The sequence below is a fragment of the Amycolatopsis sp. NBC_00345 genome (assembly GCF_036116635.1).
Lineage (GTDB): Bacteria > Actinomycetota > Actinomycetes > Mycobacteriales > Pseudonocardiaceae > Amycolatopsis.
On record NZ_CP107995.1, the window covers coordinates 669,618 to 692,004 of the forward strand.

20 protein-coding genes are annotated in these 22,387 nt (G+C 71.4%); 14 read left to right on the forward strand and 6 right to left on the reverse strand.

The window, feature by feature from the left end; genetic code table 11:
* Window positions 1-356 precede the first annotated feature (356 nt).
* On the forward strand, window positions 357-1,391 hold the full coding sequence (locus OG943_RS03175) for a glucosyl-3-phosphoglycerate synthase (protein ID WP_328608143.1): 1,035 nt from the start codon (window positions 357-359) through the stop codon (window positions 1,389-1,391).
* Window positions 1,392-2,116: 725 nt separating this feature from the next.
* Here the strand turns inward: OG943_RS03175 and OG943_RS03180 are convergent.
* On the reverse strand, window positions 2,117-2,554 hold the full coding sequence (locus OG943_RS03180) for a PPOX class F420-dependent oxidoreductase (protein ID WP_328608144.1): 438 nt from the start codon (window positions 2,552-2,554) through the stop codon (window positions 2,117-2,119).
* Between the two features lie 77 nt (window positions 2,555-2,631).
* Between OG943_RS03180 and OG943_RS03185 the strand changes: the two genes are divergently transcribed.
* The 6 genes from OG943_RS03185 to OG943_RS03210 are packed head-to-tail and all read left to right on the forward strand — an operon-like array spanning window position 2,632 to window position 10,970.
* The gene (locus OG943_RS03185) at window positions 2,632-4,101 is read left to right on the forward strand and encodes a hypothetical protein (protein ID WP_328611985.1); all 1,470 of its coding nucleotides are present in this window, start codon (window positions 2,632-2,634) and stop codon (window positions 4,099-4,101) included.
* A 1-nt stretch (window position 4,102) separates the two neighbouring features.
* The gene (locus tag OG943_RS03190) at window positions 4,103-4,906 is read left to right on the forward strand and encodes a hypothetical protein (RefSeq protein ID WP_328608145.1); all 804 of its coding nucleotides are present in this window, start codon (window positions 4,103-4,105) and stop codon (window positions 4,904-4,906) included.
* Between the two features lie 12 nt (window positions 4,907-4,918).
* Window positions 4,919-9,400, forward strand: a complete 4,482-nt coding sequence (locus OG943_RS03195) for a hypothetical protein (protein WP_328608146.1) — start codon at window positions 4,919-4,921, stop codon at window positions 9,398-9,400.
* A 51-nt stretch (window positions 9,401-9,451) separates the two neighbouring features.
* Window positions 9,452-9,718 carry a type II toxin-antitoxin system Phd/YefM family antitoxin gene (locus OG943_RS03200; protein WP_328608147.1) on the forward strand — a complete coding sequence of 89 codons (267 nt, stop codon included), beginning with the start codon at window positions 9,452-9,454 and terminating at the stop codon, window positions 9,716-9,718.
* Window positions 9,708-10,124 (forward strand): type II toxin-antitoxin system VapC family toxin, encoded by a 417-nt coding sequence (locus OG943_RS03205; RefSeq protein ID WP_328608148.1) that lies wholly within the window; start codon window positions 9,708-9,710, stop codon window positions 10,122-10,124. The genes OG943_RS03200 and OG943_RS03205 overlap by 11 nt, the downstream gene beginning before the upstream one ends.
* Before the next feature lie 36 nt (window positions 10,125-10,160).
* Entirely contained in the window at window positions 10,161-10,970 is an 810-nt protein-coding gene (locus OG943_RS03210) for a TIGR03620 family F420-dependent LLM class oxidoreductase (RefSeq protein WP_328608149.1), read from the forward strand.
* Window positions 10,971-10,976: 6 nt separating this feature from the next.
* Here the strand turns inward: OG943_RS03210 and OG943_RS03215 are convergent, their stop codons facing one another.
* Both OG943_RS03215 and OG943_RS03220 read right to left on the reverse strand, forming a co-directional pair.
* Complete coding sequence (locus OG943_RS03215) at window positions 10,977-11,621, reverse strand: LysE family translocator (protein ID WP_328608150.1); 645 nt, start codon at window positions 11,619-11,621, stop codon at window positions 10,977-10,979.
* A gap of 106 nt (window positions 11,622-11,727) precedes the next feature.
* Window positions 11,728-12,228 carry a hypothetical protein gene (locus OG943_RS03220; protein ID WP_328608151.1) on the reverse strand — a complete coding sequence of 167 codons (501 nt, stop codon included), beginning with the start codon at window positions 12,226-12,228 and terminating at the stop codon, window positions 11,728-11,730.
* Window positions 12,229-12,356: 128 nt separating this feature from the next.
* Between OG943_RS03220 and OG943_RS03225 the strand changes: the two genes are divergently transcribed.
* The 6 genes from OG943_RS03225 to OG943_RS03250 all read left to right on the forward strand — a co-directional run bounded on the left by OG943_RS03225 (window position 12,357) and on the right by OG943_RS03250 (window position 17,631).
* Window positions 12,357-13,532 (forward strand): winged helix DNA-binding domain-containing protein, encoded by a 1,176-nt coding sequence (locus OG943_RS03225; RefSeq protein WP_328608152.1) that lies wholly within the window; start codon window positions 12,357-12,359, stop codon window positions 13,530-13,532.
* A gap of 300 nt (window positions 13,533-13,832) precedes the next feature.
* Window positions 13,833-14,837, forward strand: a complete 1,005-nt coding sequence (gap, locus tag OG943_RS03230; RefSeq protein ID WP_328608153.1) for a type I glyceraldehyde-3-phosphate dehydrogenase — start codon at window positions 13,833-13,835, stop codon at window positions 14,835-14,837.
* 5 nt (window positions 14,838-14,842) lie between these two features.
* Entirely contained in the window at window positions 14,843-16,057 is a 1,215-nt protein-coding gene (locus OG943_RS03235; RefSeq protein WP_328608154.1) for a phosphoglycerate kinase, read from the forward strand.
* Complete coding sequence (gene tpiA, locus OG943_RS03240) at window positions 16,057-16,842, forward strand: triose-phosphate isomerase (protein ID WP_328608155.1); 786 nt, start codon at window positions 16,057-16,059, stop codon at window positions 16,840-16,842. Before OG943_RS03235 ends, tpiA begins: the two co-directional genes overlap by 1 nt.
* A 133-nt stretch (window positions 16,843-16,975) precedes the next feature.
* A complete protein-coding gene (gene secG / locus OG943_RS03245; protein WP_328608156.1) occupies window positions 16,976-17,206 on the forward strand; it encodes a preprotein translocase subunit SecG in 231 nt (76 codons plus the stop codon).
* Window positions 17,207-17,286: 80 nt separating this feature from the next.
* On the forward strand, window positions 17,287-17,631 hold the full coding sequence (locus OG943_RS03250; RefSeq protein ID WP_091618855.1) for an RNA polymerase-binding protein RbpA: 345 nt from the start codon (window positions 17,287-17,289) through the stop codon (window positions 17,629-17,631).
* A 330-nt stretch (window positions 17,632-17,961) separates the two neighbouring features.
* Here OG943_RS03250 and OG943_RS03255 read toward each other — a convergent pair whose 3' ends face one another.
* On the reverse strand, window positions 17,962-19,167 hold the full coding sequence (locus OG943_RS03255; protein ID WP_442874684.1) for a sensor histidine kinase: 1,206 nt from the start codon (window positions 19,165-19,167) through the stop codon (window positions 17,962-17,964).
* Between the two features lie 350 nt (window positions 19,168-19,517).
* Between OG943_RS03255 and OG943_RS03260 the strand changes: the two genes are divergently transcribed.
* Window positions 19,518-20,459 carry a glycoside hydrolase family 25 protein gene (locus OG943_RS03260; protein WP_328608158.1) on the forward strand — a complete coding sequence of 314 codons (942 nt, stop codon included), beginning with the start codon at window positions 19,518-19,520 and terminating at the stop codon, window positions 20,457-20,459.
* 75 nt (window positions 20,460-20,534) lie between these two features.
* On the opposite strand, the gene pgl is transcribed toward OG943_RS03260, so the two are convergent.
* On the reverse strand, window positions 20,535-21,323 hold the full coding sequence (gene pgl / locus OG943_RS03265; protein WP_328608159.1) for a 6-phosphogluconolactonase: 789 nt from the start codon (window positions 21,321-21,323) through the stop codon (window positions 20,535-20,537).
* Window positions 21,320-22,366, reverse strand: a complete 1,047-nt coding sequence (opcA, locus tag OG943_RS03270; protein WP_328608160.1) for a glucose-6-phosphate dehydrogenase assembly protein OpcA — start codon at window positions 22,364-22,366, stop codon at window positions 21,320-21,322. The genes pgl and opcA overlap by 4 nt, the downstream gene beginning before the upstream one ends.
* Window positions 22,367-22,387: the final 21 nt, after the last annotated feature.

Genomic DNA, 22,387 nt, shown 5'->3' on the forward strand with positions numbered 1-22,387 from the left:
GAACCGGTCCCGCACGGGCGCCGGCCGCCCGGCCTCGACGATCGCGAGGGCCTGACGGGCGTGCTCGATGTGTGGGAGCGCGCGGGCGTCCTCGTCGGCCCACCGATCCCGGCTGCGGAAAGAGGCAGGTCACCGTCCGCGCTGCGGGCGAGCACTTTACGCGGCGCAGGCGGACGGGTTCTGGCACGTCACCAGCGCACCATCCCGGGCAACCGGTTTCCTGACGACACCTTGTTAACGCCGCCGCCGATGGCGGGGTGAACTCGTAACATCGCGGTAGCGCCCCGGAGTGGTGGGCGAAACGTGTCACCCGGACCGTGGACTCCAGGCGATCAGCCTCGAGGAAGGGGAAAGGCATGCGCACGAGTGGCACAGGGGAGCGCGCGCAGCTGCAGGTTTCGGCGGAGGTCGGCACCTGGCTGAACCGGCGCAGTGGTCGGGCGGGCGACTGGACGCCTGAGCAGCTGGCCGCCGCCAAACGCGGCACCAGCGTCTCGGTGGTCATCCCCGCGCGTGACGAGGAGGCGACGGTCGGCGCGATCGTCACCGCCATCCGCGAGGAGCTGATGGAGCGGCACGCGCTCGTGGACGAGATCCTCGTGGTGGACAGCCGTTCCACGGACGCCACCGCGGAGGTCGCCTCGGCGGCCGGCGCGGACGTCGTGGCGCAGGACTCGGTGCTGCCCGAACTCGGCGGCCTGGCCGGCAAGGGCGAGGCGCTGTGGAAGGGCGTCGCCGCGACCACGGGCGACCTGGTCGTCTTCGTGGACGGCGACCTGTACGACTTCACCACCGACTACGTCACCGGCCTGCTCGGCCCGCTGCTGACGGACCCGTCGGTGGGCTACGTCAAGGGCTTCTACCACCGCCCGCTCACGGGCGCGGCGGGCAGCGAGGCCGACGGCGGCGGGCGGGTCACGGAACTCGTCGCGCGGCCGTTGCTGAACATGTTCTGGCCGGAGCTGTCGGGTTTCGTGCAGCCGCTCGCCGGCGAGTACGCGGGCCGGCGCGAGGTGCTGGAGAGCATCCCGTTCGTGGCGAACTACGGCGTCGAGATCGGCCACCTGATCGACCTGCTGGAGGCCCGCGGACTCGACGCGCTCGCCCAGGTGGACCTCGGCCGCCGGGTGCACCGGCACCAGAGCACCCACGCGCTGGGCCGGATGGCGGGCCAGATCATGCTGACGCTGTTCGACCGCCTGGAGCGCTACGGCCGGCTCGTCACGGCGGTCCCGCCGGCCACGCTGCTGGCCCAGTTCCAGCGCGGCACCTCCGCCGAGGGCGTCGACCGCGAACTGGTCCTGACCGACCTGACCTGCGAGCAGCGGCCGCCGCTGTCGAGCTTGCCGGTGGCGTTGCGGCCGGAGAATCAGTTGCAGGACACGGCGTAGGCCGTGAAGTGGTCCACTGTGGACTTTGCACAGTGGACCTCTGGTAGTGCGCGGCCGGGACAACCGGCGCCGCTCCGGTTGTCCCGGCCGCGGTCGGGGTTCCCCGTCTCGGGCGGGGCGTTCCGGTCAGGAACCGGGGAGTGGCCTGCTGTCGGCCGTGGTGACGGCGGGCGGTCTGTCAGTGGGCGGTCTGTCAGCGGGTGGAGTGGCGGTGGGTGGTGTGCACCCGGGGTGACCGGCGCCGCTCCGGTCACCCCGGGCGCAGTCCGTGGGCCCGGGGTGACCGGGCCGAGCGCCGATGTCCCTGTGCCGATGTCCCTCGCGCCACCGCGGCGGCACGGGCGTGGGTACGTCCGCTCCGCACGGAATCGCGGAGCCGGGCGCGGTACGCCAGGTCAAGCGGATCGCCACGAAAACCTCCTCCAGCGCCGGAAGGCAGCGGGGACCTACCGGGGGCGGCAGCGGTGTCGGCGGTGTCAGCGGGGGACTGCGGTCGGACTCGGGGGAGATATAGTTAGGAAACTTTCCTATCTATGGGTGAGATCACACCATTTCCGACCGGGTGATGTCAATACCGAACCGGGCCGTCACGTTCAGTGCCCGGAGAACCCGGGAAAAGACGAGAAAAAGCCGGGTTCCCACCAGGAACCCGGCCCATCGATCCGAACGCCGAAAGCACGCTCCGCCTACAGCGCCCAAGCCCCAGCTTCAGCGCGAGAGCCGGCTCACCCGGCGATATCGGCCCGCGCGATCACCTTCGTGATCTTCGCCCGGACGAGGGACTCCTCCGGCACCGCGTTGCGCCGCCCGTACTCCGCGGCCCGCTCGGCGCCCATGTACCGCTCACCCAGCCGCGTCGCCCACTCCAGCATGCCGTCGAAATCGTGGGTCAGCCGCGCCTCGGCGGTGAACTGGACGTACGAGTAAGGCGGCCGCTGGTCGTCCACGGCCAGTGAGATCCGGCCGTCGCGGCGGATGGCCTTGCCCTTGAGGGTGTCGGTGCCCGTGGTGAAGACGATTTCGTCGCCATCGGGCGTCGCGTCCAGCAGGAACCACACCGGCGTCACGATCGGGGCGCCGTTCGCGCGGACCAGCCCCAGCATGCCGGTCCGGGTGCCGGAACCCGCGAACTCCCACCATTCGTCCCTGGTCATCTCGCGCATGGGACCGACGTTAGCCCGTCACCCGTGCGGGCGCAGGAGGAGGCCGACTAGCCTGACCTGCTGTGCGAGACGACGAGATGGGCGCCGCGGGCCTGGCCGACGAAGGGCTGACCCGCCGGCTGAAGGCGCTCGCCTGCACCGCGCCGCTGCACGACCTGGACGCGCGCAAGGCGAAGCTGGACTGGGCCGACGCCACGGTCTACCAGATGGCCGAGATCGCGCTGCACACGATCGACCAGGTCACCATCGCGATGGACTTCGATACCGGTGCGGGCCACGACCAGGTGATCGACCGGCTGCTGCGGTTCATCGCGCAGCAGGCGCCGTCGCGGACGCCGGACGAGCACGTGCGCGTGGCGAAGTGGGTGCTGGACAACCTGATCAACGTCGGCACCACCGACCGCGGCTTCCGGCGCGTCTACGGGTCCATGGGCCCGGGCGGCTACCAGCGCCGCCAGTTCGACTTCAAGCTGCTCGTCGAGCTGGCCGCCCCCGACGGCGAGGTCTACCTGCGCGCCACCGACGAGGCGATCAACGTGCTGGTCGGCGCGCTGGACACCGACGTCGAGTCGGCGCAGATCGCGGCCGAGGTGAAGCTGGAGAACCTGATCAACCGCGGCCGGCTGGCCGACGCCAAGCTCGCCGCGGAGCAGGCGCGCTACCGCACCGTGCAGTACGGCGAGACGTTGCGCGCGAAGCTCGACGCCACCCGCCGCGACGTGCGCGCCGTGGACTGGGAGCGCGAGGTGCCGGACCTGATCGACTCCGCGCTCGGCCACATCGAGTCCCGCTTCCGGGCGGAGAACGCGATCCTCAAGAACATCACCATCGCGCGCGACGAGTCGGAGGATGTCGACCACAAGCGCCGCGCGGCCGAGCTGGTCGACATCGTCGCGGACTGCATCCGGCGGCACACCCGCCTGCAGTCGCGGCTGGCCGACGCGGGCGCGGTGTTCCGCGCCGAGCAGGACCGCCAGCAGTTCTCCGGCCCGCCGCAGCGCGCGACCATCGACCTGTTCGGCCAGCTGCTGGTGCCGACGCTGGGGCTGCCGCTGGCCGACGCCGTCGCGCCCGCGGAGCACTTCTTCCACGCCGTCGCCGGGATCGCCCCGCCGGTGGTGCCGTCGCTGTCCTCGCTCGTCTCGCTGCTGCTGCGGCCCGTGCCGGAGCGCGACCAGCTGGTGGGCGAGGTGCCCGAGCCGGAGCTGATGCCCGCCGACGTCACCGACCGCTTCGGCGACGACGTCTGGCGCCTCGCCGACGACCTGCTCGACCTGCCGGAGGTGCCGCGCCGCCTGTCCGGCCTGCTGGAGGACGCGCGCCGGACGAAGCAGCCGGGGCTGCCGGCACTGGTCGCGCTCCGCGCCCTGCACGCCTACAGTCCCGAGGTCGGCGCCGCGCGCCGCCAGGGGGAACGCCAGGTGCTGCTGGCCGTCGACGATGGAACCCAGCTCGAAGATCCGGACTTCGGCGGCGCCGACCTGCTGCTGTCCACCGCCGGGGTCGAGCGCGCCGGCGAAACCGACGAGACCGAGGAGGTCGCCTGAGATGGCCGTGACCCACACGAGCGTCGACGCCGAGGCCGCCGCCCGGCTGGTGGCGTTCGGCATGCGGCCGAAGCAGCTGCCGGCCCGTGACGTCGTCTACGGCGAACTGGTCCGCAGGTATGGCGAGGACAACGCGTTCAAGGCGCTCACCCACGCCGTCGCCTCCGGCCTCGGGCTGATGGTGCTGGAGGTCAACCAGCAGGCGGGCGCGGTGCTCGCGGCCACCGACGAGTCGATCTTCGAGATCAAGATGGACGCCTACGCCCGGCAGAGCAAGATCCGCGAGCGCCGTGAGACCGAGAAGGTGCTGCACGGGCTGATCCACCTCGCCACCGCGGCGCTCGGCTACCCGCGCCCGGACGACCTGGCCAACGACACCTACATCGGCCGCGTCAGCGTCGAGCTGGTGGACGCGATGGTCCGCGAGGCCGCCCGCATCCTCGACGAGCGCGCGCAGCAGGCCGAGGCCAACAACGACCCGCTGGCCGACGCGCCGGAGCTGGAACAGGCGTGGCGCGCGTACGCCCGCCGGCCCGCCGCCGCGGCCACGAAGGACGGCCGGATGGCCGCCGACACCACCAGGGGCATGGTCGCGCGCGCCCTGCGGTTCCTCGCCGACCAGGGCTTCCTGGTGCCGGTGAGCGACGAGCAGGGCGGCACCTACCGCACCACCCCGCGTTATCAGATCCAGGTGCGCGAGCTGGCCGCCGACGCGGCGTTCGACGACCTGCTGGCGCTCGACGTCGTCGCGGTCGCGGGCGCCGGGGGCACGCTGCGCCCGGCCGCGACGGACACGCTGCAGTAAGAGGGGACTTCGATGTACGAGCTTTCGCGGGTCCGCCTGCACTCGGTGGGCCCCGCGGGCGCCCGCTACCAGGACGTGGTGCTGGACTTCAGCGGCGTCGGCGCCACGATCACCGCGCCCAAGCAGGACGCGCTGTTCAGCGCCGGGATCCACGCCGGGGGACCGGTGCGCCGTCCCTCGCCCGCCAGCGTGCTGTTCCTGGAGAACGGCGGCGGCAAGTCGGTGCTGATCAAGCTGATCTTCTCGGTGATGCTGCCGGGCCGCCGCCAGGTGGTCGGCACCACGAGCACCAAGGTGCTGGAGAAGTTCGTGGCGGCCAAGGACGTTTCGCACGTGGCGCTGGAGTGGCTGCACGTGGAGACCGGCCAGCGGGTGATCACCGGCAAGGTCTCGGAGTGGCGCGGGCACGTGACGTCCGCGGACTCGGAGAACCTGGTCGACTCCTGGTACTGCTTCCGGCCGACGCCCGCGCTGGCGCTGGACTCCCTGCCGCTGACGGAGGAGTCCCGGCTGCTCACGATGTCCGGCTTCCACGACCGGATCGCCGCCTCGGCGCTGGCCGAGCCGGAGCTGGAGCTGTTCTGGACGCGGCGCCACCACGAGTGGACCGGCCGGCTCGACAGCCTCGGCCTGGACACCGAGCTGTTCCGCTACCAGCGCGCGATGAACGCCGGTGAGGGCGAGGCGGCGGACGCGTTCCAGTTCTCCACCGACGAGGCCTTCGTCGAGTTCCTGCTGCGCGCGGTGCTCTCGGAGGACGAGCCGAAGGACCTCGCGCAGGTCGTCTCGACCTACTCGCACAATCTGGCGCAGCGCGGGGACCTGTTGGCGGAGAAGGACTTCGTCGCCGGCGCGCTCGAACTCCTCGGCCCGCTGGCCGAGGAGGAGGGTGTCGCCGCCGCGTCACGCCGCATCGCCGCGGTCGCGCGGGCCGACCTGCAGGAGCTGGCCGGGCGGATCCACGCACGCAACGAGCTGGAGAACGCGCGGCTGGACGGCCTGGACGACCACGTCGAAGAGGTGAAGACGGCGGAGAAGCTCGCGGAGGGCGACCACCGGCGGCTCGCCGCGGGGGTCACCGAGCTGCGCCGCCTGGTCGCGGTGCTGCGCCTCGACGAGGCCCAGGCCGCCCGCAAGCGCGTGGACGCCGAGCTGGCCGAGGCCAAGACCGAGGCCGAGGCGTGGCGCGAGACCGCCACCGTGCTGAACCAGCTGAACGCCGGTCGCAAGGCGAAAGACCTGCGTGAGCTGGTCGGCAATCGCGAGGAGAAGGCCAAGCCCGCGCTCGCGGCCCGCAACGCCGCGGCGTCGGCGCTCGGCCGGGGGCTGCTCGCGCTGGCCCGCGACGCGCAGCGACAGGCCGACAAGGCCGAGGCCCACGCCGGTGCGTTGCGCGCGGAAGCGGAGAAGGCGCAGACCGACCGGGACGAGGCCGCGAACCTGGCCGCCGGGCGCCGCGCCGAGGCGCGCGGGCTGTCCGCCCGGATCGCCGAGCTGCGCGAGGAGATCTCCGTCTCCGTCCGAAGTGGACTGCTGAGCGCGGGCACCGACGTCGCCGAGGCCGCCCGCGCGGCGCGGACCGCGGCCGAGAACACCGCCGCGGACTTCACCCGGCGCGAGCAGGAGCTGGAACGCGTCGCCGAAGACCTCCAGGCGGCGCAGCGGGCCGTGAACGAGGCGCACCAGCTCTCCGGGTCCACACAGGACCGTCAGGTGCGGACGATCGAGGACCTCGACCGCGCGCACCGGCGTACCGACGCGCTCGCCGCCGAGCCCCGTCTGGTCGAGCTGCTCGGCGCCGAAGACGTGAACCTGGAGAGCGACCTTCCCGTTCTGCTGCAACGGCTTCGTGAGGCGAGCGCGACCGTCGAGCGGGAGCAGACGGAGCTGCGGATGGCGGAGTCCGCGGACGAGCGGGCCCTGTCGGCGCTCGGCTCGGGCGGGCTGCTGCCGCCGCCGCAGGACGTGCAGGCCGCCCTCGACGCGCTGGAGCAGGCCGGGATCACGGCGTGGTCCGGCTGGCGGTATCTGTCCAAACTGGACTCTGTTCGCCGCGACGAGGTGCTGGAACGGCTGCCGCAGCTGGTCGCCGGGGTGCTGCTGAACGACGTCGCGCAGGTGCCGCGAGCGCGTGAGGTACTGGAGAACAGCCGGTTGCTGCCGAGCGCCGTCATCGCGGTCGGCACGACCGATGCGTTCCAGGACGCGGACGCGCCGGAGGTTTCAGGCGTCGAGTCCTGTGTTGAATTCATCGTGCCGCCGAACCCGGCGATGTACGACGAGGAAGCGGCCGACACCGAACGCGAGGCCGTCGCGCAGCGCAACACCGAGCGGCAGCGGCGCCTGGAGCGGCTGGCCGAGTCGCTGTCCGCCGACGGCGCGCTGACCTGGAAGCTCACCACCTGGCGCGAGGACTACCCGCCGGGCGCGATCGCGACGCTGGCCGAGCAGGCCCAGACCGCCCGTACCGCAAGGGAAACCGCGCAGACGGCGCTCACCCAGGCGGAGACGGAGTTCACGCGGCTGAGCGAGAAGGCGGCGACGCTACGCGAGCGCGTGCCGGCGTTGCGTGTGGCGCTGGCCGAGGCCGAGGACAAGGCGCGCCGGCTCGCGGAGCTGTCGACGCGGGCGTCGCGCGTCGCCGAATGGACCGAAGAAGTCGAGCGTGCGGGCGAAATCGCTGAGCGCGCGGAGGTCAACGCCTCCGACGCGGCGGCGAAGGCGGCGCGGCTGCGCGAGCAGGCGGGGGAGGAGCAGCGGACCGCCGACGGGCACCGCCGCACCGCGACCACCGCCCGCGCCGAGCTGGCCGAGGTGCCGGGCGCCGGCGAGCTGGGCGAGGACGCTGAAGCTCCGGCCGAGCCGGTGGACGCGCTACGGCGGACGTTCGCGTCGGCGTCCGAGGCTTACGCGAAGGTGGAGGTCGGCAGCGACCTGCGCGCCGAGCTGGACCAGGCCGAATCGGCCGAAGCCGCTGCGGGCTCCGCGCTGGAGTCGCTGGACGAGGCCGTGCGCCGTCGTTCGGCGGAGCTGCTGGAGACGCCGGACGGCTCCGACGCCTCGGCTCGCGCGGCGGCGCTGGCCCGGGCCCGGCGCGTGGTCGACTCGTTGGAGGAGGAGCGCACCGAGGCGATCGGGCTGGTCTCCACGCGGCGGGCGGAGCTGGACGTGCTGCCGCTGCAGAACGGCGCCGCCCCGGTCGACCGCCCGCGCGACATCGAGCACGGCCTGGAGCTGATCGACGCCGCGTCGCTGGAAGTCTCGGCGGCGGCCCGTAAATGGGAGGAGCTGCAGGAGCGGCGCGCGGCGGCAGAGGCGACGCTGGACTCGGCGAAGGCGTCGGCGTCCGGCTTCGCGCTGCTCGCGGAGTCGCTCGCGCACCTGCTGCCCGAAGACGCGGTGGCTGCGTACGACGGTGATGTCGACGCGGCGCGCGCGAAGCACACACAGCTCAACACCGTGCTGAGCGAGGCGCAGGAAGCTGCCGACACCGGCGACAGGCGCGTACGCGAGGCGGCCGACCAGCTGGCCCAGTACGCCACCGAGAAGCGGTTCGAGAAGCTGAGCACGCCCGTACGCCAGCAGGTGATTTCGGTGAAACGTGACCAGCTGCCGGTGCACGCGGCCGAGTGGGCCGAGGCACTGCGGCCGCGGCTGCGCACGCTGACCGACGACCTCGCCCAGATCGACCGGCACCGCGGCGGCATCATCACGCGCCTGCAGGGCATGGTCGACGGCGCGCTGCGGACGCTGCGCGCGGCCCAGCGCGTCTCGCGGCTGCCGGACGGGCTCGGCGACTGGTCGGGCCAGGAGTTCCTGCGGATCCGGTTCGCCGAGCTGGAGGAGAACGTGCTGGCGGAGAAGCTCGGCGAGGTCGTCGACGAGGCCGCGGCGGGCAAGACCGCCGACGGCCGTGACGTCAAGCGCGACGGGCTTTCCCTGGTGCTGCGCGGGGTCCAGGTGTCGGCGCCGAAGGGCTTCCGCGTCGACATGCTCAAGCCGGACTCCGTGCTGCGCACCGAACGCCAGCGCGTTTCCGAGATCCGCGACGTGTTCTCCGGCGGCCAGCAGCTGACCGCGGCGATCATCCTGTACTGCACGCTCGCGGCGCTGCGCGCGAACAACCGCGGCAAGGCGCGCAACCGGCACTCCGGCGTGCTGTTCCTGGACAACCCGATCGGCCGCGCGTCGGCGGGTTATCTGCTGGAGCTGCAGCGCGCCGTCGCGGAGGCGCTGGGCGTCCAGCTGATCTACACGACGGGCCTGTTCGACGCCGGCGCGCTCGCGGAGTTCCCGCTGATCGTCCGGCTGCGCAACGACGCGGACCTGCGTGCGGGCCGCAAGTACCTGTCGGTGGACTCGACCATCCGGACCTCGCTCGACGACCTCGGCGAGCCGGACGGCGTCGCCCGGCTCTCGGCGACACGGATGTTCACCCGCGGCGCGGAGGCTGGGGAAGCCGCGGAATCCGCGCAGGCGGAACTACCGGCGTAACTGAGTGGCACGTGGTAGCACGTGGTGCCACCTCTCGGATAGAATGGAGTTATGAGCCTCCACCACGAGATCACTCAGCGGGACCTGCGCAGCAGGTCCGGCGAGATCATGGACGCCGTCGAACACGGCAGTACGTTCGTGGTCACCCGGAGTGGGACACCGATCGGCGAGCTGGTTCCGCTGCGCCGTCGCCAGGCGGTCACCCGCGCGCAGTTCGCATGGGGGTCCGAGCATGCTCCCATCATCGATCTGGAGCGCTTCCGGGCCGATGTGGACGCGGACATCAGCGAAGAGGCGTCTGACCCGTATGAGCGGTGAAGTCCATGGGCTGCTGGACACGAATATCCTGATCCTGCGCCACAGTATTGAGCACAGCCGGCTGCCGGACGTGGTGTCGATCAGCGCGATCACCCTCGCCGAGCTCTCCGCTGGGCCTCAGCACACCGGCGACCCGGAGGAACGTGCGCGCCGCGTGGCCGTCCTGCAACAGGCCGAGTCCGAGTTCGATCCGTTGCCCTTCACCACCGAGGCTGCGCGGGTGTACGGCAGGGTGGTGGCGGCCGTCCTGGCAGTGGGACGGACACCGCGGAGACGCTTTGCCGACCTGATGATCGCCAGCACGGCCATCGCATGGGGACTTCCGTTGTACACCACGAATCCCCAGGACTTCGCCGGGCTGGACTCGCTGCTCCAGGTGGTTCCCGTCCCTCGGCCGTCCAACTGAGGGAACAACGGCGGGCCGGCGCGGGTTGCCTGCGGCATGGACAAACTCGGCCCACTGGGCGTCGCCAGTCCCGCGTTCGGCCCGGCGGACTCCGCCGCCGCGGTGGAGAAAGCCGTCGAGCTGGAAGAACTCGGCTTTTCGGCGCTGTGGCTGCCGGGCGGCCAGGACAACAACCTGCCGATCGTGCCGGCCGTCGTGAACGCGACGAAGCGGATCACCGTGGGCAACGGGATCCTGCCGGTCGACCACGTGCCCGCGGCGGAGCTGGCGGCGGTGTACGGCGAGCTGGCCGCGTCGCACCCCGGCCGGTACGTGCCGGGCATCGGCGGCGCGCACGGTCCCCGCCCGCTGGCCACGCTGAACGCGTACTTCGACGAGATCGACCCGGTGGTCCCGCGGGCCGAGCGGGTCCTTTCGGCCCTGGGCCCGAAGATGCTGCGGCTGGCGCGCGACCGCGCGGCGGCGGCGTACCCGTACCTCATCACGCCCGGCTACGTCGCGTCCGCGCGGGAAATCGTCGGCCCGGACACGCAGCTGGCGGTGGGCGTGGCGGTCGTCGCGGAGACCGACGTGCAGCGCGCCCGTGAAGTCGTGCGCGGCGGCTCACTGCCCTTCCTGTCCGGAGTCCCGGGTTACGTGGCGAGCTTCCGCCGCATGGGCTTCGACGACGCCGACATCACCGGCCTGTCCGACCGCCTGGTCGACGCGCTCACGGTGTGGGGCGACCTCGACACGGTGGTCGCCGGGCTGCGCGCCTACCTCGATGCGGGCGCCGACCAGGTCGTGATCCACCTCGACGGACTGCCGCCGTCCTGGCCCGCCGAGCTGGTTTCCGCGCTGGGCTGAGGGTTTTCAGTCCTTGCGGCCGGTGAACGCCAGCGTGGTGCCCAGGCCGATCATCACCAGCCCGCCGGTGCCGCCGATCAGTTCGAGGCGGCGGGGCGAGCGGGCGAACCACGAGCGGGCGGTGCCGGCCGCGACGGCCCAGACGCTGTCGGTGGCCAGCGCGATCGCCGGGAGGCAGATGCCGAGCAGCAGCATCTGCGCCGGCACCGAGCCGGCGCCCGCGTCGACGAACTGGGGCAGGATCGCGGCCAGGAACACGATCGACTTGGGGTTCGCGAAGCCGACGACAAAGCCGTCGCGCAGCACGGCCCAGGTGCGGCCCGGGGCGGCGCGCACGGTGGACGCCATCGCCTCGGTGAGCTTGCGCCGTTTCCGGATCGCCTGCACGCCCAGGTAAACCAGGTACGCCGCGCCCGCCAGCTTGATCGCGGTGAACACCGCGGCGGACGTCGTCACCAGCACGCCCAGCCCGAACGCCACCGCGACCACCTGCGTGTACACCCCGGTCGCGTTGCCGACCACGGTGAGCAGCGCGTCGCGGCGCCCGACGGTCAGCGCGCGGCTGATCGTGAACAGCACACTGGGCCCGGGGACGACGACCATGAGGAAGGTGAGCGCGGCGAACGCCGCGAGGTGCGCGGTGGTGACCATGCGCCCGAGGGTAGAGTCGGCCGCGGCTCGCTGACGACGCATTTTCGCCGTTCCCCGAGAGTGCGAGCGGAGCTGCTCGCCGGCCGGCGCACGACGGCCGAACCGGTCATCGGTGGCAGCTGACCGAGGTCACCGACACGTCGATCTTCGTCTTGGACTTCGGGGTGCTGACCACCGAGCGGGAAACCGAGTACTCCGTGCCCCCTGTGTTCACGGCCGTCTCCACGATCTCCCCGCTTTCGTCCCCGGTGATCGTGTACGTGAGGTCGCACTCGTAACCTGAGATCAAGGTGTTCGCCCCGAGGAACGAGATCTGGGGTTCGACCACCGTATTGCAGCCCGCTGACCGGAAGCACTGCTTGGAAAACGTCCGCAGCTCGACCTTGAAGTCCTTCGCCTCGGGCGCGCTGATCAGCGCCGAGGGCGGTGCCTCCGACGTCGTGGTGGGGGTGTTCAGGCTGACGCAGTCGGTCTGGGTGCAGCCCGCCGCCTGGTTCGAGTCGAACGCGCTGTGCCACTCGCTGGTGGCCGGGGCTTCGTTGCCGCAGGCAGCCAAGCCGAAAGCGGCGATCGCGGCGGTGACGGCGAGAGTGCTGCGCTTGATCATGGTGCGCCCCTTGCTGTGGTGTGCCTGGGAGTCGCGGCCGTCTGTCGAAGCGTTACGGCGGTCAGGTCCGCCTCCCCGGCCCTCCGACCACGCGTTTTTGTCGTACCCCGCTGGTAAGAACTTCTCTTGTGAAGATCACCCCCGAACAGCGCCGGGCCCGGCTCGGCGTGCGGCACCACCTCGCGGCTCCCGCGGCCTCGGCCGAGCGGGCGGCCGAAGGCGTCGTCGCGCTGCACGCCACCGATCCGGCGTCGGTGTACCTGGCCGCGCGAGCGCGGATGGCCACCGATGCCGTGGCCGGCGTTGAGCGCGCGCTGTACGAAGACCGCACCCTGCTGCGGATCCTCGGCATGCGCCGCACGGTTTTCGTCACCGGGGTGGACACCGCCGCGGTCGTGCAGGCGGGCTGCTCGGCCGATATCGCCGCCAGACAACGGAAACTGCTCGAACAGCACCTCGCGAACCAGGGCCACCCGGAGAACCTGCCCGACCCGGCGCCGTGGCTGCGGGAGGTCGAGCAGAGCGTCGAAACCGCGCTGCGCGCCCGTGGTTCCGCCACCGCGCAGCAACTCGTCGAAGACGAGCCGCGCCTGCGCCAGCAGCTGCACATGGCCAAGGGCAAGCCGTACGCGGCGATCGGCAACGTCACCAGCCGCGTGCTCTTCCAGCTCGCGGCCGACGGGCGGATCGTGCGCGGCCGGCCTCGCGGCAGCTGGCTGAGCACCCAGTACGAGTGGGCGCCGCTCGACGGCTGGCTGCCTGGCGGGCTCACCGCGTGGTCCTCCGGCGACGCGCGGGCGGAGCTGGCGCGCCGCTGGCTGCGCGCGTTCGGCCCCGCGCCGATCGCCGACCTGCGCTGGTGGACGGGCTGGACAGTGGGCCAGACGAAAAAGGCGCTCACCGCCGTGCAACCGGTCGAGGTCGACCTCGACGGTGAGCCGGGTGTTGTCCTCGCGGACGATCTCGAGCCCGTCGCCGAGCCGGCGCCGTGGGTCGCGCTGCTGCCCGCGCTCGACCCCACGGCCATGGGCTGGGCGGCGCGCGACTGGTACGTCGGCGGGCACCGCGATGCCCTGTTCGACCGCAGCGGCAACATCGGCCCCACCGTGTGGAGCGACGGGCGCGTGGTCGGGGCGTGGGCCCAGCGCGCGTCGGGTGAGGTCGTGACCCGGCTGCTCGAAGACGTCGGCGCGGAGAAGGCGGCGGCCATCGAGCGGGAGGCCGCCGGGCTCACCGGATGGCTGGGGGAGGTGCGCGTGATCCCCCGGTTCCGGACCCCGGCCGAGCGTGACCTGGCCGGGTGAGCCGGGGCACCAATACCGATCCAGCGAGTGGTCCGCCCGAGGCCCTGTTACAGATCTACTTTCGGTGTCGCAAGCGCGTGAGCTGGCTTCTTAATCGATTCTTGACGCGTTCGCGCAGTGGTGGAAGTCTCGTTGGGGCAGTCCGGGCCGCGCATGCCCGCACGCTAGGGTTGCGCCGAAGTCCGGAAGTCTTCCGGGGCCTCGCCCCGGTTCTGGTTCGCCGCCGCCCGCGGCTGCGAACCGCACTGAGACAGCTGAACCGAAGATACTTGTACTGAGATATTCAGAGGAGTGGCAGCAGTGACCGTTCGCGTAGGTGTCAACGGCTTCGGCCGGATCGGCCGCAACTTCTTCCGCGCCGTGAAGGCGAGCGGTCACGACATCGAAGTTGTCGCGTTCAACGACCTCGGCGACGTCAACACGATGGCGCACCTGCTCAAGTACGACTCCATCCTGGGCCGTTTCCCGGGTGAGGTCAGCGTCAGCGACGACGGCATCGTGGTGGACGGCAAGACGATCAAGGCCCTCGCCGAGCGCGACCCGGCCAACCTGCCCTGGGGCGACCTGGGCGTGGACGTCGTCGTCGAGTCGACCGGCTTCTTCACCAAGGCCGACGCCGCCAAGGCGCACCTGGCCGGCGGGGCCAAGAAGGTCATCATCTCCGCGCCCGCCACGGGCGAGGACCTGACCGTGGTCCTGGGCGTCAACGACGAGAAGTACGACGGCTCGCAGAACATCATCTCGAACGCCTCGTGCACCACCAACTGCCTCGGCCCGCTGGCCAAGGTCCTCAACGACGCCTTCGGCATCGAGCAGGGCCTGATGACCACGATCCACGCGTACACGCAGGACCAGAACCTGCAGGACGGGCCGCACAAGGACCTGCGCCGCGCCCGCGCCGCCGCGCTGAACGTGGTGCCGGCCTCGACCGGTGCCGCGAAGGCGATCGGCCTGGTGCTGCCGGACCTGCTGGGCAAGCTGGACGGCTACGCGCTGCGCGTGCCGGTGCCGACAGGCTCGGCCACCGACCTCACGGTGACCCTGAAGAAGGCCGCCACCGTGGACGAGGTCAACGCCGCCTACAAGGCCGCCGCGGACGGCCCGCTCAAGGGCTACCTGCGCTACAGCACCGACCCGATCGTGTCCTCGGACATCGTCACCGACCCGGCGTCGTGCATCTACGACTCGCCGCTGACCAAGGTGATCGGCAACCAGGTCAAGGTCGTCGGCTGGTACGACAACGAGTGGGGCTACTCCAACCGCCTCGCGGACCTGATCAAGCTCGTCGGCTCGAAGCTGTCCTGAACGCGATGACGGTCAAGACTCTCGACGACCTGCTGGGCGAGGGCGTTCAGGGCCGGTACGTACTCGTGCGTGCCGACCTGAACGTCCCGCTCGACGGGTCCCGGATCACCGACGACGGCCGCGTCCGCGCGGCCCTGCCGACGCTGAAGAAGCTCAGCGAGGCCGGCGCCAAGGTCGTCGTCACGGCGCACCTCGGCCGCCCGAAGGGTGAGCCGGACCCGAAGTACACGCTCGCGCCGGTCGCCACGCGGCTGGGCGAGCTGCTCGGCACCGAGGTCCCGCTCGCCGGCGACCTGGTGGGCGAGTCGGCCAAGGCACTGGCCGGCGGTCTCGCCGACGGCCAGGTCGCCCTGCTGGAGAACGTGCGCTTCGACGCGCGCGAGACCAGCAAGGACGCTGTCGACCGCTCCGAGCTGGCCGCCGAACTGGCCGCGCTCGTCCCGGGCGGGGCGTTCGTGTCCGACGGGTTCGGCGTGGTGCACCGCAAGCAGGCCTCGGTCTACGAGATCGCCGCGGTGCTGCCGGCCTACGCGGGCGGGCTCGTGCTCGCCGAGCTCGAGGTGCTGAAGAAGCTCACCGACGACGTCGCGCGGCCGTACGTGGTCGTGCTCGGCGGCGCCAAGGTGTCGGACAAGCTGGGCGTGATCGCGAACCTGCTGACCAAGGTCGACCGCCTGCTCGTGGGCGGCGGCATGGCGTATACCTTCCTCAAGGCCCAGGGCCACGAGGTCGGCAACTCGCTGCTGCAGGCGGACCAGCTCGACCAGGTGAAGGGCTTCCTCGCCGAGGCCGAGAAGCGGAACGTGGAGCTGGTGCTGCCGGTCGACGTGCTGGCGGCCACCGGCTTCGCCGCCGACGCCGAGCACGAGGTCGTCCCGGCCACCGGGATCCCGGCCGACCGTGAGGGCCTGGACATCGGCCCGGCCAGCCGTGAGCTGTTCGCGAGCAAGCTCGCCGACGCGGCCACGGTGTTCTGGAACGGCCCGATGGGCGTGTTCGAGTTCGAGGCGTTCGCCGGCGGCACCCGTGCCGTCGCCGAGGCGCTCGTGGCCAGCGACGCGTTCACCGTGGTCGGCGGCGGTGACTCGGCGGCCGCGGTGCGGCAGCTGGGCCTGCCCGAGGACGGCTTCTCGCACATCTCCACCGGCGGCGGCGCCTCCCTCGAGTACCTGGAGGGCAAGGAACTGCCGGGCGTGGTCGCGCTGGAGGTGAAGAACTGATGGCGCGCAAGCCGTTCATCGCCGGCAATTGGAAGATGAACCTGAACCACCTCGAGGCGATCGCGCTCGTCCAGAAGATCGCGTTCGCGCTGCCGCATAAGTACTACGCGAAGGTGGACGTGACGGTGCTGCCGCCGTTCACCGACATCCGCAGCGTCCAGACGCTCACCGACGGCGACAAGCTGCCGCTGACCTACGGCGCGCAGGACGTTTCGCCGCACGACTCCGGTGCCTACACCGGTGACGTGTCGGCGCCGATGCTGGCGAAGCTGGGCTGCAGCTACGTCACCGTCGGGCACTCGGAGCGGCGCGCGATCCACGGCGAGACCGACGAGCTGGTCAACAAGAAGGTCAAGGCCGCGCTGAAGCACGGCATCACGCCGATCCTGTGCGTGGGCGAGGAGCTCGAGGTCCGCGAGGCGGGCGAGCACCTGGCGCACACCACGGCGCAGCTGGTCGAGGGCCTCAAGGGGCTCAAGGCCGAGCAGGTCCAGACGGTGGTCGTCGCGTACGAGCCGGTGTGGGCCATCGGCACCGGCAAGGTCGCGACCCCGGCCGACGCCGAGGAGTGCTGCAAGGCCCTTCGGGCAACTCTGAACGAGAAGTACGGCGACGAGGTGGCTTCGGCCGTTCGGGTGCTTTACGGCGGTTCGGTGAAGTCCGGCAACGTCAGCGAGCTGGTGTCCTGCGAGAACATCGATGGTGCTCTCGTGGGTGGCGCGAGCCTCGACGGAGACGAGTTCACCAAACTCTGCGCACTCGCGGCCGGTGGGCCGCTGCCCTGATCGGGGCCACTACCGGGTAACCTGTGTATCCGGTCCGTCACACAGCAGTGGACGAGTCCAGGGGTACGGTGAAGATCCGCGCGAGCGGGTCCTGGCCGTGCCCCTGCGTTCTCCGAGAACTACAGAGGATGACATGAAGCTGTTCCTCCAAATTCTGTTGATCGTCACCAGCGTGTTTCTGGTGGTGGCCGTGCTGCTGCACCGCGGCCGGGGCGGCGGCCTCTCGTCGCTCTTCGGCGGTGGCATGCAGTCCAGCCTGGCCGGGTCCAGCGTGGCCGAGAAGAACCTCGACCGGATCACCCTGCTCCTGGGTTCCATCTGGGTGATCAGCATCATCGGCCTCGGCCTGCTGCTCAAGGTCTGACGGACCGGTAGCCCGCGCAGAGTGTGTGCATCGGCGTGCCTATTGGGGGGCGCGCCGCCGATTCGTAGGTGTGAGGATTCATGGTTGGCGGTAACGCGATTCGCGGCACCCGGGTGGGTGCCGGTCCTTCGGGCGAATCGGAGCGAGGTGAGTCGGCCCCACGTCGTCGCGTGTCCTACTGGTGCGCGAACGGCCACGAGGCCCGCCCGTCCTTCGCGATGGAGGCCGAGATCCCCGACGAATGGGACTGCCCGCGCTGCGGCCTCCCCGGTGGGCAGAACGAGAAGAGCCCGCCCGCCGCGCCGCGCACCGAGCCCTACAAGACGCACCTGGCCTACGTGAAGGAGCGCCGCAGCGACGCTGACGGCGAAGCCATCCTCGCGGAGGCCCTCGAGCGCCTCCGCCAGCGCCGGGAACTGATCTAAGGCGTCAAGGCCCAGGAACCACCGACCGGGTTCTCCACGACCCGGCCGGTGGTTTTCTTGTGCCCGGGGCCGGTTCGCCCTGGCTGCCCTGAAGCGCCCCAATGTGGCGTTGGTTGCGTTGGACGCACCCAATGTGGCGTTCGGTGCGTCGGACGCACCGAACGCCACATTGGGGCGCATTCGGCGAGGCAGGCGACCGCAGTGACCCGGGGGCAACCCGGTGGGGGCGCGGGAAGAGCCGAGCAAGCCCCGGAAATACCGAAGGGGCACCGCCGGAGCCGGGTTGCGGTCTCCTTGCGGTGCCCCTTCGGCTGGGGGACCGGGGGTGCGTCAGCGTTCCAGGGGGTACCTGGCCCGGACGCGGAACCCGCCGTCTTCGGTGTCGGCCGTTTCGAAGCTGCCGCCGAGGAGGCGGGCGCGTTCGGCGAGGCCGGTGAGGCCGTGGCCGCCTGAGGGGAGGTGCTCGCCGGCGCGGCTGGCGCGCTCGTTGCGGACCTCGATGTTCAACGCGCCGCTCCCGCCCTGGATCCGGATGGTCGCCGTGGCGCCGGGGGCGTGCTTGTGCACGTTGGTCAGGCATTCCTGCACCGTGCGGTACGCCGCGGCCGAGACCTGGCTGGGCACGGTGTCCGGCAGGCGCTCGACCGTCAGGTGGACCGGCATGTCGGCGGTGCGAATGAGGTGGTCCAGCTCGCCGATCCCGGGGCGGGGGCCGTCGTCCTCGGCGCCCGAGCGCAGGACGCTGACCAGGGAACGCAGCTCTTCCAGCGTCCTGGTCGACAGCTGGCGGATCACCTGCGCGGTCTCCATCGTCCGGCCCTCGTTGCCGGCCTGGGCCTGCAGCGCGCCGGCCTGCATGGCGATCAGCGTGATCTGGTGCGAGACGACGTCGTGCATCTCGCGGGCCAGCCGCGCGCGCTCCTCGGCGCGGACGGCGTCGGCGTGGAAGCGGCGTTCGCGGTCGCGGCTCTTGGCCAGTTCGGCGAGCTTGGCCGAGATCTCCGTGCGGGCCCCGATCAGCAGGCCGATCGCGATGGGCATGCCGGCCACCAGCACGCCGTAGATCCCGTCGAGGAAGTGCTCACGCCAGCTGAGCTGCACGAAGTCCTCGAGCGGCCACTGCACGAACCGGCAGATGAACACCAGCCCGGCGCCCACCCAGGTCTGCCAGTGGATCTGCCGGCGCGTGGCCAGCATGCCGAGCGTGATCATCGACGCCAGCTGCGCCCACCCGGCGAGGAAGCCCGGCACGGCGGCGAGCACGGCGAGGAACGGGAACCGGCGGCGGAACACGACGGCCAGGCACGCGGCGGCCGAGAGGTAGACCGAATACGGCTGGGCCTTGGGCGGGATCACCAGCCAGACGTCGAGCACGGCCAGCAGCACGGCGGCCGCTTCGACGCCCACCACCGCGACCGTCGGGCGGCGAAGGGCGGCGAGGACCCCGGTCAGGCTCGCCCGCCTGACCCGGTCGGCAGCCCCCGCACCGGGGCTGCCCATAGAGATGCCTGGAATCGAGAGTCCCTCTGTGCTCATCGCGGCGACCCCATTCGTCTTGTGGACTTGGTAATGAGATGCGCGAGGCACCCGATCGGGACGCGTGGCTGCGAACAAATGTGCGGATGCTAACGAAGAGAGGTGTAACGACGGTAAGTTTCACCCCGTCGCCGGGTCGGGGTGTGCTGCTCTCCGGCACTACGACGTACGGGCGATGCACGCGTCCTTGATGTCACCTCGTGTCGATCACACCACCCTATGTTCACCTTACGGGTGATCCCACATACTGGTGAGCCGCTCTTCGGCCCAGTGACCGTTGGGCCATTCGGCGCGCCGGTGACCCACGGTTGGCGGTTCACTCGTCCGGGCGCGGCCGACATTCTGGGCGCATGGCGCTCGGCATCGACATCTACCGGAGCTTCCAGACCGTCACCAGCTGGCAGGAAGTCAAGAACCACGGCGTCACCTACGCCTACGTCAAGCTCTCCGACGGGGGCGGGCGGCCCGTGGGCGGCCCCGGTGACAACGAGGTCAACGGCGCCAGGTCGGTCGGCATCCCGGTCGGGGGCTACCACTTCGTGCAGGCGAACCCCGGGCCGGAGGCCCAGGCCGACGTGTTCCTCGGCGAGGTCCGCCGGCTCGGCGCGACCGGGTGCGTGCCGATGCTCGACCTGGAAGACAACCCGGCGAGCTCGAAGCTGCCGAACATCCCGGACGGCCAGAAGCGCGGCTTCGCCACGGCCTTCTGCAACCACGTCGCGGGCCAGGGCTTCCGTCCTGGCGTGTACATGAACAACGCGCTGGCGAAGAAGCTGCGGCCCGACACCTGGGGTGTGTCCGGCCTGGTCATCTGGATCGCCCGGTACGGCGCCCGCCCCGACGCCGCGGCCGGGCGCTACGACCTGCACCAGTACTCCAGCACGGGGCAGGTGCCCGGGATCCGAGCCCGCGGCGTCGACCTCGACGAGTCCTACACCGATGCCCACCTCGCGGGCGTTTCACGACAGAGAGTGACCGAACTGATGGAACGCGTGAAGATCCCGGTCAGCATGGACAGCAGTGCGGTCCGGCTGTACCTGTCCGGCAGCGATACCTCGGCGATCGTCATCCGCCCGCACCTGAACGGCGACGGCTTCGCGCCCCACCCGGTGTGGCTCGGCAACATCTACGCCTGGGGCAGCGACAAGGCCGGCATCGGGCACAACCCGGTGGGCGAGCCGGGCTTCGACCCGAAGGTCGTGTCCCACCGCCGTTACGAGCTGCCGGGCGCGGTCTGGGCGGACCTCGAGTACAGCTCCGCCGAGGAGTTCGACATCGACATCGTCGGCTGAAACCGGCCCGGAACCGGCCCCGGACACACCGAAGGCCACCCCGGCGAACCCGAGGTGGCCTTCGATGCTGGCGAACTACGCCGTCGGCGTCTGGTAGACCTTCGTCAGCTTCCCGGCCGCGGTGCGGTCCAGGAGCCACAGGGTCCGCCGGTAGCCGCGGGCGCCGGAGACCGGCACCTGCACCTCGTCGGCGCCCGAGAGCGCCAGCGAAACGGCCTCGGCCTTGGCCTCGCCCGCCGTCATCAGCCAGACCTCACGCGCGCGGCGGATGGCCGTCAGCGTGAGCGAGACGCGGGTGGGCGGCGGCTTGGGGCAGTCGCGCACCGCCACCACCGAGCGCCCGGTCTCGTGGACCGCCGGCGAGTCCGGGAACACCGAAGCGGTGTGCCCTTCGCCGCCGAGGCCCAGCATCATGATGTCGAACGCCGGGACGCCGCTGCCGTCGTCCGTCCCGTCGGTGCCGGCGTTGGCGGCCAGCACCTCCGCGTACGCCGAGGCCGCCGCGTCCACGTCGTCGCCGAACTCGCCGTCCGACGGTGCCATCGCGTACACGCGCTTCGGGTCGAGCGGCACGTGGTCGAGTAGGGCCTCACGGGCCTGCTTCTCGTTCCGCTCGTCCGAATCCGCGGGCACGAACCGCTCGTCGCCCCAGTAGATGTCGAGGCGCGACCAGTCGATGGCGTCGCGGGCACTGGAGTTGCGCAGCTCTTCGAGCACCGCGATGCCGGTGCCGCCGCCGGTCAGCCCGACCGACGCCGAGCCCTTGGCCGCCTGGATGTCCACGATCCGCGTGACCAGCCTGGCCGCCGCCGCGGCGGCCAGCAGGTCGGCGGTCGGGTAGACGACGACCTCGGTGCGGCTCATGAACTGCTCTTTTCCGCCGTCTTCGTCTTGGCCGGGGCTTTCTTGGCGGCTGCCGTCGTCTTGGCCGGGGCCTTCTTCTCAGCCGAAGCCGAAGCCGACGCCGGAGCCGCCTTCGCCGTCGCGGTGCCCGTGACGATCTTGTGCAGGCCGTGCAGCGACGCCTCGTAGACCTCGTCCGGGTCGAGCCGCCGCAGCTCCTCGATCAGGCAGTCCTCGGTGGTGCGCCGCTGCAGCGAGATCCGCCGCGTGGGCTGGCCCGGCTGGGTCAGCGTGCCGACCCGGCCGTCCGGCCGCGTCAGCTCCACCGAGCCCGACCGCCGCTCCAGCGTCACCGAGATGATGCCCTGCGCGCTGGAGCTCTTGATCCGCTTCACCGGCACCTTGAGGTACTCGGCGAGCCAGCCCGCCAGCAGCTCGGTGGACGGCGAGTCCGCCTCGCCGGTCACGGTCGCGCCGGTGACCTTCTCGTACGGCGGCAGGTCCAGCGCCGACACGAGCTGGGCGCGCCAGCGCGTCAGCCGGGTCCACGCCAGGTCGGTGTCACCCTCCACATAGGACTTGGCCCGCGTGGTGAGCGCCCGGATCGGGTTCTTCTCCGAGGCCGAGTCCGTGATGCGCCGCTGCGCGAGGTCGCCCAGCGGGTCCTCCGCCGGCGACTTCGGGCCGGCGCCCGGCCACCAGGTGACGATCGGCGCGTCCGGCAGCAGCAACGGCACCACCGCGCTCTGGCCCTGCGTGGCCAGCGGCCCGTAGAGCCGCAGCACGATGACCTCGCTCGCGCCGGCGTCGCCGCCCACGCGGATCTGGCCGTCGATGCGGGGCGCCGCGGTGCGGGCGCCCTTGGCGACCACGATCACCCGCGACGGGTGCTCCCGGCTCGCGTCGTTGGCCGCCTCGATGGCTTCCTCGAGCTTGGCGTCGTCGTCGGCGACTATCACCAGGGTCAGCACCCGGCCGAGCGCGACCTGGCCGCCCTGCTCGCGGATCTCCACCAGCTTCTTGTTCAGTGCCGAAGTGGTGGTGGATGGCAGGTCGATGATCACGGACGCCTCCAGTGTTTTTGC